The sequence below is a fragment of the Halostagnicola kamekurae genome (genome assembly GCF_900116205.1).
GTDB lineage: Archaea > Halobacteriota > Halobacteria > Halobacteriales > Natrialbaceae > Halostagnicola > Halostagnicola kamekurae.
Map to the genome: position 1 here is coordinate 1,086,376 of NZ_FOZS01000001.1, position 12,022 is coordinate 1,098,397.

General features: G+C 62.8%; 11 protein-coding genes. 6 read left to right on the forward strand and 5 right to left on the reverse strand.

Translation table 11 applies throughout. The features are described 5' to 3' along the window. Positions 1–3: 3 nt before the first annotated feature. On the forward strand, positions 4–1,935 hold the full coding sequence (gene gyrB, locus BM348_RS05505; RefSeq protein ID WP_092902751.1) for a DNA topoisomerase (ATP-hydrolyzing) subunit B: 1,932 nt from the start codon (positions 4–6) through the stop codon (positions 1,933–1,935). Positions 1,936–1,951: 16 nt separating this feature from the next. Beyond that, positions 1,952–4,453, forward strand: a complete 2,502-nt coding sequence (gene gyrA / locus BM348_RS05510) for a DNA gyrase subunit A (protein ID WP_092902753.1) — start codon at positions 1,952–1,954, stop codon at positions 4,451–4,453. Positions 4,454–4,574: 121 nt separating this feature from the next. On the opposite strand, the gene BM348_RS05515 is transcribed toward gyrA, so the two are convergent. Together BM348_RS05515 and BM348_RS05520 are read right to left on the reverse strand one after the other, a co-directional pair. Then, positions 4,575–5,108, reverse strand: a complete 534-nt coding sequence (locus BM348_RS05515) for an Rrf2 family transcriptional regulator (protein WP_092902755.1) — start codon at positions 5,106–5,108, stop codon at positions 4,575–4,577. 124 nt (positions 5,109–5,232) lie between these two features. Then, positions 5,233–5,913: a metal-dependent transcriptional regulator gene (locus BM348_RS05520; protein WP_092902757.1), complete on the reverse strand. Its 681-nt coding sequence runs from the start codon at positions 5,911–5,913 to the stop codon at positions 5,233–5,235. Between the two features lie 92 nt (positions 5,914–6,005). Here BM348_RS05520 and rocF point away from each other — a divergent pair, with 92 nt between their 5' ends. Next, entirely contained in the window at positions 6,006–6,926 is a 921-nt protein-coding gene (gene rocF, locus BM348_RS05525; RefSeq protein ID WP_092902759.1) for an arginase, read from the forward strand. A 159-nt stretch (positions 6,927–7,085) separates the two neighbouring features. Further along, on the forward strand, positions 7,086–8,240 hold the full coding sequence (locus BM348_RS05530) for an NAD(P)/FAD-dependent oxidoreductase (protein ID WP_092902761.1): 1,155 nt from the start codon (positions 7,086–7,088) through the stop codon (positions 8,238–8,240). Between the two features lie 70 nt (positions 8,241–8,310). Here BM348_RS05530 and BM348_RS05535 read toward each other — a convergent pair whose 3' ends face one another. The 3 genes from BM348_RS05535 to BM348_RS05545 form a co-directional block, all read right to left on the reverse strand. Beyond that, on the reverse strand, positions 8,311–8,853 hold the full coding sequence (locus BM348_RS05535; RefSeq protein ID WP_092903635.1) for an acyltransferase: 543 nt from the start codon (positions 8,851–8,853) through the stop codon (positions 8,311–8,313). Between the two features lie 117 nt (positions 8,854–8,970). Next, positions 8,971–9,789: an Nmad3 family putative nucleotide modification protein gene (locus BM348_RS05540; protein ID WP_092902763.1), complete on the reverse strand. Its 819-nt coding sequence runs from the start codon at positions 9,787–9,789 to the stop codon at positions 8,971–8,973. A gap of 86 nt (positions 9,790–9,875) precedes the next feature. Then, entirely contained in the window at positions 9,876–10,349 is a 474-nt protein-coding gene (locus BM348_RS05545) for a hypothetical protein (RefSeq protein WP_092902765.1), read from the reverse strand. A 222-nt stretch (positions 10,350–10,571) separates the two neighbouring features. Between BM348_RS05545 and BM348_RS05550 the strand changes: the two genes are divergently transcribed. Both BM348_RS05550 and BM348_RS05555 read left to right on the forward strand, forming a co-directional pair. Next, positions 10,572–10,991, forward strand: coding sequence for an EamA family transporter (locus BM348_RS05550; RefSeq protein WP_092902767.1), 420 nt, complete (start codon positions 10,572–10,574; stop codon positions 10,989–10,991). After that, the gene (locus BM348_RS05555) at positions 10,991–11,410 is read left to right on the forward strand and encodes an EamA family transporter (RefSeq protein WP_092902769.1); all 420 of its coding nucleotides are present in this window, start codon (positions 10,991–10,993) and stop codon (positions 11,408–11,410) included. The genes BM348_RS05550 and BM348_RS05555 overlap by 1 nt, the downstream gene beginning before the upstream one ends. The last annotated feature ends 612 nt before the right edge of the window (positions 11,411–12,022 follow it).

The following is a 12,022-nucleotide window of genomic DNA, read 5'->3' on the forward strand; positions in this document are numbered from 1 at the left end:
TTCATGTCTCAGGAAAGCGAGTACGGCGCCGGCCAGATTCAGGTCTTAGAAGGCCTGGAGGCCGTCAGAAAGCGCCCGGCGATGTACATCGGTTCTACCGATTCTCGAGGACTCCATCACCTCGTCTACGAAGTGGTGGACAACTCCATCGACGAGGCGCTGGCAGGCCACTGTGACGACATCACCGTCTCGATCCACGACGACGGGTCCGTTACCGTGACCGACGACGGCCGTGGGATCCCCGTCGACACCCACGAAGAGTACGACCGCCCGGCCCTCGAGGTGATCCTCACCGTCCTCCACGCCGGCGGCAAGTTCGACAACAAGTCCTACCAGGTCTCCGGCGGCCTCCACGGCGTCGGCGTCTCCGTGGTGAACGCCCTCTCGAGTCGGTTCGAGGTCGAAGTCAAGCGCGACGGTGGCGTCTTCCGCCACGCGTTCGAGCGCGGCCAACCCCAGGGCGATATGGAACGGGTTCGCGACCTCGAGGCGGGCGAGGATACGGGCACCGAGATCAGGTTCTGGCCCGACGACGAGATCTTCGAGACCGACCAGTTCGCGTTCTCGACGCTCTCGAACCGGCTTCGCGAACTCGCCTTCCTCAACTCGGGCGTTCGAATCACCCTCCGCGACGAACGCGAGCGGACCGACGAGGGCGAGGCCGTCGCCGAAACCTACGAGTACGAGGGCGGCATCCGCGAGTTCGTCGAGTATCTGAACGAGACTCGCTCGGAGATGCACGAGGAGATCATCTACTTCGAGGACGAGGACGAGAACATCCAGGTCGAGGTCGCGATGCAGGCGACCGAGGAACTCCAGGGGTCGATCCACGCGTTCGCGAACAACATCAACACGCGCGAGGGCGGCACCCACCTCACGGGATTCAAGACCGCGCTCACGCGCGTGGTCAACGACTACGCCAACGAGAACGACCTCCTCTCGGATCTCGAGGACAACCTCAAAGGCGAGGACATCCGCGAGGGACTGACCGCGGTCATCTCGGTCAAACACCCCGATCCCCAGTTCGAGGGTCAGACCAAGACGAAACTCGGCAACAGCGAAGTGCGCGGAATCGTCGAGAGCGCCATGCACGAGGGCCTCGGGATCTACTTCGAGGAGAACCCCGACACCGCCCAGGCCGTCATCATGAAGGCGGTCGAGGCGGCCAAGGCCCGGATGGCGGCCCAGAAAGCCGAGGAACTGACGCGACGAAAGTCCGCGCTCGATTCGACCTCGCTGCCGGGGAAACTCGCGGACTGTCAGACCAAAGACCCCGACGACGCCGAACTGTTCATCGCGGAGGGCGACTCCGCGGGCGGCAGCGCGAAACAGGCCCGAAACCCCGAGTTTCAGGCGGTGCTCCCGATCAAAGGGAAGATCCTGAACGTCGAGAAACACCGGCTCGATCGGATCCTCGAGAACGACGAGATCCGGAACCTGATCACCGCGATCGGGGCGGGAATCGGCGACGAGTTCGACGTCGAGGACATCCGATACAAGAAGATCATCATGGCGACGGACGCGGACGTCGACGGGGCGCACATTCGAACGCTCCTGTTGACGTTTATCTACCGGCACATGCGTCCGCTGCTCGAGGGCGGGTACGTCTACGCGACCCAACCGCCGCTGTACCGGATTCGCTATCGCGGCGAGACCTACGACGCGATGACCGACGCCGAACGCGACGAGATCGTCGCCGAGAAGTGCGACGGTAACCCGACGCAGGTCCAGCGGTTCAAGGGCCTCGGCGAGATGAACCCCGAACAGCTCTGGGAGACGACGATGAACCCCGAAAACCGCATCCTCAAACAGATCACCGTCGAGGACGCCGCGGCGGCGGACAAGATGTTCTCGGTGCTGATGGGCGATGCCGTCGAGCCGCGAAAACAGTTCATCAAGGACAACGCCCCCGAGGCAGAGTGGATCGACATTTAGCGAGTAGGCAAGACACATGAGCTCAGACGTACCCGAACCCACGGACGTAGAGGCCCGGTCGGTCGAAACCGTCCGCATCGAAGACGAGATGGAGCAAAGCTACATCGACTACGCGATGAGCGTCATCGCGGGTCGTGCCCTCCCCGACGCCCGCGACGGGCTCAAACCCGTCCATCGGCGCATCCTCTATGCGATGCACGAACTGGGCGTCACCAGCGGCTCGAGCCACCGAAAGTCGTCCTCGATCGTCGGGGAGACGATGGGTGACTATCACCCCCACGGTGACAGCGCGATCTACGACACGCTCGTCCGGATGGCACAGGACTTCTCGATGCGCTATCCCCTCGTCGACGGGCAGGGGAACTTCGGATCGATGGACGGGGATCCGGCCGCAGCGCCACGATACACCGAGGCGCGGATGTCCGCACTCTCCGAGGAGCTACTCGAGGACATCGGCAAGGACACCGTCGACTTCCAGTCGAACTACGACGACCGACTCGAGGAACCGACGGTGTTACCCTCCTCGTTCCCGAACCTGCTGGTCAACGGCTCGTCGGGGATCGCGGTCGGGATGTCGACGAACATTCCGCCGCACAACCTCGGCGAGGTGATCGACGCGACGATCGAACTCATCGACAACCCGGATTCGACCGTCGAGGACCTGATGGAACACGTCAAGGGCCCCGACTTTCCGACCGGCGCGAACATCGTCGGCCGCGACGCGATCTACTCGGCCTACGCGACCGGCCGCGGTCGCATCCGAGTTCGGGCCGAGTTCGAGGTCGAGGAGTGGAAATCGGACCGGGAACGCATCGTCATCACGGAACTGCCCTACCAGGCGAACAAGGCTCGAATCGTCGAGCGGATCGCAGAAGACGTAAACGAAGGCGAAATCGAGGGGATCTCTGACCTTCGGGACGAGTCCGACCGGAACGGCGTCCGCGTCGTCGTCGACCTCAAACGCGGCGCGAACAGCGACGTCGTCAAGAACAAACTGCTCGAGAATCACCTCGAGCGAACGTTCGGCGTCATCAATCTCGCGCTGGTCGACGGCCAGCCGCGGGTCCTCTCGCTCAAAGAGACCCTAGAGGAGTACGTCTCTCATCGCAGGGAAGTCGTGCGTCGGCGCAGCGAGTACGACCTCGAAGAGGCCGAGGATCGTGCCCACATTCTCGAGGGGCGATTGAAAGCCCTCGAGAACGTCGAGGACGTCGTCGAACTCATCCGCAACTCCGAGGACCGCTCGGCGGCCAGATCCGGGCTCGCGACGGAGTTCGACTTCTCCGAGGCGCAGGCAGAACACATCGTTCGGATGCAACTGGGCAGCCTCACGTCGATGGAAGCCGCGGAGATCGAAGACGAGTACGAGGAGGTCCAGGCCGAAATCGACCGCCTGACCGCGATCCTCGAGAGCGAGGAGAAGCTGTTGACCGTCATCAAGGACGAACTTCGGGAGATCAAAGACGAGTACGACGACGAGCGCCGAACCTCGATCATCGAGGATCAGGGGACCGTCACCCACGAGGATCTCATTCCGGAGGAGGACGTCGTCGTCGTCATGACCGAGGACGACTACGTCAAACGGATGCCGATCGACACGTTCGATCCCCAGGGCCGAGGCGGAAAGGGGATCATCGGCGCAGATATCAAAGAAGGCGACAGGGTGTCGGCGGTGTTCCAGGCGAACACCCACGACTACCTGCTTTGCTTTACGAACCACGGGCAGGTCTATCAGCTGAAAACCTACGAGATTCCCGAGATGGGTCGAACCGCGCGCGGCAAATCGGCCGTCAACATCCTCGATCTCGACGACGGCGAGGAAATCACGGCGGTCGTCGACACCGACTCCTTCGCGGACGACGAGTGCGTGACGATGGTCACGAAAAACGGCTACGTCAAACGGACCGCGGGCGAGGACTTCGACAACATCCTGACGACGGGAATCATCGCGGCGAGCCTCGAGGACGGCGACGAACTCGTCGACGTCGAGGTGACGGACGGCACGACCGATCTCGTGATCGCGACCGAACACGGGATGACCATTCGCTTCGACGAGAACGAGGTGCGCGAGATGGGACGCAACGCTCGGGGTGTCAACGGGATCAAACTCCAGGGCGACGGCGACGACCGCGACGCGGTGGCCGGTCTGGTCGCGATGGATCAGGACGACGACCGTTCGCTGTTGACCGTCACCCAGAACGGGTACGGAAAACGGACCCTGCTCTCGGAGTACAGCAAACAATCGCGGTACGGCAAGGGCCTGATCGACATCAAGACCGACGAGCGAAACGGGCCCGTCACCGCGGTCAAGGCGGTTACCGAAGACGATCACCTCGTCGCGATGAGCGAACGCGGCCAGATCATGCGGACTCGCGCGGGCGAGATCTCGACGGTCGGGCGCAACACGATGGGCGTGACCATCATGGACGTCGACGAGGCCGACGCGGTCGCGAGCGTCGACGTCATTCCGGCGGTCGCCGCGGGTGACGCGAGCGAGTCGGACGAATCAGAAGAATAGACGACGACCGATCGCTCTCGGTGTTTTTGCAATCGAATCGCGATTCGAAGAGCAACTCGAGGAGAGACAGCGTCAGATGGTGCGACTCGAGTCCCGAAACCGTGGTCTGCTCCGTGTCCTGTTAGTGGGCTGCTTCTTCTGACGGTGCGACCATCTCGTCGATGCGAAGGATCAGGATGTTGTTCGTATCGTCCTTGCCGTCGACGGTTCCCTCGATGAGGAGTTTCGAGAGCGGCGTCGGCCCGACGACGACCGAATCGTCCTCGTTGATGTCGCCGATCGCGCCCTGAACGTGAATCTCCGCACGGCAGAGTTCGGGGTGGTGAACGCTCGAGAGGTCGATCTCTTCGATGATGATGTCGGTGACCGGTTCGCCTTCGTGCTCGAGCGGAACCGACGCCGGATCGTCCATCTGCTGGATCTCGAGGGCTTCGTAGGCCGCGGCGGTCGGCTTGTATCCCCCCTTCGGACCGGGTACGCCCTCGACGAGCTGGAGCGCTTTGAGACTCTGCATCTGATTGCGGATCGTGCCCGGATTGCGGTCGACCTGTTCTGCGATGTCTTCCCCCTTGATCGCGTCGTCGGTCTCGTTGTGTAAATTTGTCAGGGCACGAAGTATTTTCTTCTGGCTCGGAGTGAGTTCGATTGATGACATATGGAATCCTACGTAATTGATTTCCTTAAACCCGGCGGGTGAGCCGGGCGTTCGTCTCCATTTCGTCGTGGTTTCCGTGAGTAGTAAGGCGTTTCCTTTCGTTGGGAGGAGTCGACGGCGGACGCTACGGCTCGATCCCGGGAAGGGGAGCGACGCGAACGTGGTGAGCGACGCCTTCCGGAAGCGACACCGTCTCGTCGTGACCCTCGGCGCGTGCGGTCACCATTCCGAAGGGAGCGACTTCGAGGATCTCGAGTTCGACGCCGGGTTCGACGCCGCGATCCGCGAGATACGAGAGGATGTCAGGGTCGCGGTCCGCGACTTCCTCGACGACGACTGCGTCGCCCCGTTCGAACTCGGAGACGGCGGCTCCCTCGGGCGCCGCCGGCGGCTCGAGGTCGGCACCCGGTATCGGAGAGCCGTGGGGATCCACGTCGGGTTCGTCGAGTGCGGCCGCGACCCGGCGCTCGAAGGCCTCGCTGATGTGGTGTTCGAGTCGGTCCGCCTCAGCGTGGACCTCAGACCAGTCGTAATCGAGGTGTTCGGTCAGGTACGACTCGAGGAGCCTGTGGTGGCGAACGACCTCGAGTGCGACCGTCTGGCCTTCGGCTGTCAGGGTGACGCCGCGATACTTCTCGCGATCGACGAGGCCGCGCTCCTCGAGTTTCTCGAGCATGCTCGTCACCGTCGGCGACGTGACGTCGAGTTCGGACGCGATCTCGGACGTTTTGATGCGATCGTCCTGATCGCGCTGAAGCTGGTAGATGGCTTTGAGGTAGTCTTCCATCACGTCGCTCAGCATCATGTCTCAGGTTTAGAGGCGTCTAACCCTAAACCTGTCGACAGCCGTTCTCCGTCGATCGACACCGCCAAACGACTGGCAGTACACGCTCGAGTATGGACCGGACAGTTCGCATTATCGGTGCGCCGATGGACTACGGGGCGAACCGTCGCGGCGTCGACATGGGCCCGTCGGCGATCAGGTACGCCGGCGTCGCCGAGCGACTCGAGAGTGCCGGCCTCGCGGTGACCGACGCCGGGGACCTGCAGATGCCCCGCGCGGAGGAACGGGATCCGGAAGCCAACCAGCCGAACCGCGGTGACGCGAAGTTCCTGCGGGAGGTCGAAGACGTCTCGAGACGGCTCGCGCGCGAAGTCGACGAGACGATTCGGGAGGGCGTCTTTCCGCTCGTCCTCGGTGGCGACCACTCGATTGCAATCGGCTCGATGAACGGCTCGGCTCGTGACGCCGATCTGGGCGTCGTCTGGTTCGACGCCCACGCGGACCTCAACACCCCCGAAACGTCGCCGAGCGGAAACGTTCACGGGATGCCACTCGGCGCGGCGCTCGGGCGCGGCATCTTCGGTGAGATGGACTGGGCCCGCGCGCCCCGCGTTCGCGAGGAGTCGATCGCGTACGTCGGCCTTCGGAGCATCGACGACCGGGAGCGCGAACGCATTCGGGAGAGCGACATCACGTCGTTTACCATGTCCGACATCGACTCTCGCGGGATCACGACCGTCGTCGAGGAGGCTCTCGACGTCGCGACGACCGGGACCGACGGCATCCACGTGAGCCTCGACTTAGACTGGCTCGATCCAAAAACCGCGCCCGGCGTCGGCACGCCCGTCCGCGGCGGGGTCACGTACCGCGAAGCGCACTCGGCGCTCGAGGCCGTCTCGACCCGTCACGCCGAAACGGGCGTCCTCCGGTCGATGGACGTCGTCGAGGTGAATCCGATCCTCGACGAGGCGAACGAAACGGCGACGCTGGCCGCCGAACTGACCGCGAGCGCGTTCGGCAAACGGATACTCTGATCTTCCGTCGGCGTGTGTCTGGCGCTATCGAGGCTCGAGCGAGCATTCTACGACCACAAATCCGGGGCAGACGGTCATTCGGGAGCCTCGTACGTTAACACTAAACACGGTAGTGTGTGTTTCAACACCTTTGTATCGGTGTACGCACCATTACTGGGTATGACAGACAATGTAGTCGTACTCGGTGCTGGCTACGCCGGCGCCGGCGCCGTCAAGAAACTCCAGTCGGAGCTCGATGCCGACGCCTCGCTCACGTGGATCGCCGACGTCAACTACCATCTCGTTCTCCACGAAGCCCACCGCGTGATTCGCGACCCGAACGTCCGATCCGACATCACGATTCCGGTCGGCGAGATCGCCGATCGATCGACGCAGTTCATTCAGGACGAAGTCACCGGCATCGACACCGACGACCGACTCGTCTCGCTCGCGGAGGGCGAGGAGGTCGAGTACGACTACCTGATGGTCGGCCTCGGCAGCCAGACCGCTTACTACGGTATTCCGGGCCTCGAAGACCACTCGCTGACCCTCAAGAGCCTCGACGACGCACTCGAGATCCACGAATCGATCAAGACCGCCAGCGAGGAAGCGACTCGCGGCGAACCCGCACAGATCGTCGTCGGCGGTGCGGGACTGTCGGGAATCCAGACGGCGGGCGAAATCGCCGAGTTCCGTGACATCCATCGCGCCCCGATCGACATCCACCTCGTCGAGGCGCTCGAGGAGATCTTCCCCGGCAACGATCCGGAGATCCAGCAGGCCCTGCGCGACCTCCTCGAGGACGCGGGCGTCGAGATCCACACCGACGACCCGATCACCGAAGCCGAAGACGGCGTCATCCACTTCGACGAGGGCGAGCCCCTCGAGTTCGATACCTTCGTCTGGACCGGTGGCATCACCGGCCGCGACGCGCTCGACGACGCCGACCTCGAGAACGAGCACAACCGCGTCACCACCGAGGCGAACTTCCAGACCTCCGACGAGCGCGTCTTCGCGATCGGCGACTCGGCCATCATCGACCAGGGCGACCAGCCCGCGCCACCGACGGCCCAGGCCGCCTGGCAAGCCGCGGAGGTCGTCGGCGAGAACATCCCTCGAGCGATCGAGAACCGACCGCTGAAAACGTGGGAGTACGACGACAAAGGAACCGTCATTTCGGTCGGCGACAAGGCGGTCGCCCACGACGTCAAGATGCTGCCGTTCGACACGTTCGGCGGCTTCCCCGCGAAGAACCTCAAGAAACTCATCGCCGCCCGCTGGATGGCCGACATCACGTCCTGGAACCGCGCCCGGACGTCGTGGTCGTCGCTGTAGTTTTCCCGGTTTACGCTCTTCTCACTCGACCAGCGATCCGTACACGCTCGAGCAGGCGCTTCGATCGCTCTTACTCGGCGTCGTCGCTCGAGTCGCCCCCCATCGGCCGGGCGGGAACGCCCGCGACCGTCTCCCCGGGAGCCACGTCTCGAGTGACGAGCGAGTTCGCCGCCACGCGCGCGTCGGCGCCGATTTCGACGCCGGGCAAGACGATCGCTCCCGCACCGATCATCGCCCGCTCGCCCACCACGACCTCGCCGGTTCGATACTTGTCCTGGAGGAACTCGTGACACAGGATCGTCGCGTCGTAGCCGACGATAGCCCGATCCTCGACGGTAATTAGCTCGGGCCAGAAGACGTCGGGCGTCGCCTCGAGCCCCCACGAGACGCCGTCGCCGACGCGCACGCCGATTCGGCGCATCAGCCAGCGCTTGAGCCGCAGGCTCGGTGAGATACGAACGAGCCAGATCACGAGGTAATTGATCGCGACCTGCAGCGGGTTCCGAGCGCTCGTCCAGTGAGAGAGCGAGTTCCCCGATCCGGGCGTGGCGTGGACACGGACGCGGTCGTGTCGCCGATTCGTTCCGTCGTCTGAATCCGTATCGTCGGTCACTGTCTCGTCCGTTCGTCGGCTTTCATCATGAAACCGATCGATCGTCACGTCGCCGGATCCACGGACCGGCTTTCGATCGGTGGAAACTGGGTGACGCGAGGGCTGCGACGCGTCGACTCACCCGAGATCCGCGATGTGGCCGTGTTCGCTCGAGCGTTCACCCGGGACTCCAACGAGCTCGCGGAACGACTCGCCGGAGATCGAACAGCGGTAGGCCGGCTTGTACATCATGTTCTCGCCGCCGGCCGTGACCGAGAACGCGTCGGCGACCGTCTCGCGGAGGTAGTACTGTGCCCGCTCGTTGCCGGATTTGACGTAGTACTCGCTGAGTCGAATCGGCTGTCGATCGAACAAGCCGCCGGGTTCGCGGCCGTTGACCAGTGCGATCGTCTTGTCCGGGTGGTAGGCAAGCCCGTCACGCGCCCGCTTCGCGTGGGCGTTTTCCGAGTGGGCCTCGAGGACGGCTCGCCGCCGGTCGGCGGACGCGTCCGGCTCGAGGACGTCGACCGCATCGACCGTGAAGTAGCCAAGAAGGTACCGGTGTGCCCGGTCGCCGTCCGGTCGGCGGAGCCCGGCGTAAAATCCGACGACGTCGCCGGGTTCGAGGGCGCGCAGACGGGAGACGTAGCCGTTCCGGTGTTCGCCGTAGGTCAGCGCGTCGAAGTTCGGATCGCGGTGGAGCGGCCACTCGGCGAGGTCGGCCCCGGAGAGACGCGTCTCCTCGTCGGCGATCGGCCGCGGCGAGATCGTACTCGCGAGATCGGCCGCGACGCCGTCTCGAGTGCGGAGGGGCCACGACCCGAGCGTTTCGGATTCGCTCGTGTGGCGCGTTTTTTCGGGAATCGGCACGTAATCGAAGCGTCCGTCTTCGGTAAGCGCTCCGAGCGCGCCGAGGTTCGTGGTATCGGCGCCGACCCCGGCGAGGACGACAGTCATTGATCGACGTGCGAACGGGAGTCGAATAAATCCGATGATGCCAGGGGCGTCGCCGAGAGCGTCGGTCGGTGCAAAGTCGACCGCCCCTAGTCGTACTGCTGGACGGCGAGTTCGATCGCCTCGAGGGTGTTGTCGACTCGACTCTCCGCAACCCGGATCAGACCGTTCGGGTTGTAGCCGTCGGAGTACTCGAAGATCGTATTCACGGCCGCTTTCGGCACCGACGTCGCCGTGAAGTCGTCGATCGTGTAGATCAGCGTGCGGGGGCTATCGTCCCAGACGGTCGCGCTCGCCCACTCGTCGTCGTCCGCGAACGTCGTTCCGATGCGTCCGGTTCCGACGTATTCGCCCTCGCGATAGAACAGTAGGAGATCGCCTTCGTCCATCTTCTCGAAGTACGTCTCCGCGCTCGAGCCCGCTTCGACGCCCCAGAATCGAGCCGACTCCACCTCGGCTAGCTCCTCGGGTCGGTCGGGATAGTCGTTCAGATCGACTTCCGAGAGAACAGTCCGCTCAAATGGTTCAGAATCGTCCGACACGAGAAATACGTTCGAGCTCATTACCGTATAAACGACGGGAATTACTGATAAAACGTTGGTTTTACGCTCACGAACCTGACATCGCGTGAGCACTGGAGTGACGTACCCGCCGCGGCGCGCTCGAGGACACACAGGTTGCAATCGAGCTACGAGATCGGCGCCAGCCGAGGGCGGTCTCGCGACGAACCGGCAGCCGAACGGGATGGCAATAACAGATATACACGCCCCGAAACCACTGACCATATGGAGTATCTGCTGTGGGTCGTCCTCGCCGTTCTGGCGTACTCGGCCGTCGCCCCGCTCACGAGTATCGCGACGCGAGAAGTGCCGGCAGGGGTGGGGCTCTTTCTCGCGACGATCGTGTTTCTCGTGATCGCGACGGTCGTGTTGTTCCTGACGGACGCCGCCGACCCGTCCTACGCGGTCTCACCGGACGCCGCGTATATTTACGTCGGCGGACTGTTTCTCACGATCGGCATTCTCGCGTACACGTCAGCGCTCGAGGCCGGTCCCGTCAGCGTCGTCGTACCGATTTACGGCATGTTCATCGTCGGGAGCTCCGTGCTGGGCATCGTCTTTCTCGACGAGACGCTCTCGGTAACTCGCGGTGCTGGCATCGCCTGTGCGATCGTCGCGATCTACCTGAGCGCGGGTGAGCGGTAGTGGTCCGTCGCTATCTCGCTCTCTCGCTCGTCGCGTTCGTCGCGTACAGCCTGGTCGCGCCGGTGATGAAAATCGCGATGGAGTCGATCCCGAGCACGATGGCCGTCTTCCTCTCGAACTTCGTCATGCTCGTGTTCGTCGGCGGCGTGTTAGTCTACAGGGAAATTCCGGTCCGGCCGTACCTGAACCATCCGAAGACGCCCTATATCGCCGGGTGGGGGATCACGCTAGCGGTCGGTCTCCTGGCGTACTATCGCGCGCTCGAGCTCGGCCCCGTCAGCGTCGTCGTCCCCATCTACGGGCTCTTTATCGCCCTGAGTTCCGTCATCGGTATCGTCTTCCTCGAGGAATCGCTCACGGCTCGAAAAGTGGCGGGTATCGGGTTCGCACTGCTCGCTATCGTGCTCATGTCCCTGTGATTTCGGCCAGCAGCGGGCTCGAGATTGACTCGTGGATCTCGATCGTCAGGCACCTCGGATTGGACGGGGTCGCGAGGAACTGCGACGAGTCGGTGGGCTCGAGGCACTCCCTGCATACTGTCTCGTATTGTGGTCGCTCGATATCTTCTAATATCTCCAACAAGTTAGTTATCTGTGTTTTTCGCGCTGTGACGTTACGCATTCACCCAGAATATGATCGGACAACGAACTAATGAGTATGCTGACTCCCCCGATAGTAGTCTGACAGCTGTCCGATCCAGTCACTACGTTTTTTGATCCGGCGACAAATGCTTCTAGTGTCCTGTGTCTGGATCCGATCCAATCCAGTGTCCAACTTGCGGATGGACGGGCGCACAGTCTGAAATTGAGAATACAAATAATGGATCCGTTTGCCCCGTTTGTGGCGAGTCTGTGGTGATCGAATAATTTCGAGAACGTCTTCGATAGACATTCAGCGGCTACTATTTAGCACCGTCAGAAGAGTGATTGGCCGATATTACTGATCCTCGTCGGTAGCGACTGTTCGAGTGATAATTCGATTTGTGGGAGGATCGTCTTTTGTCGACTTGAGACAGCACCGGTTTTCTTGCT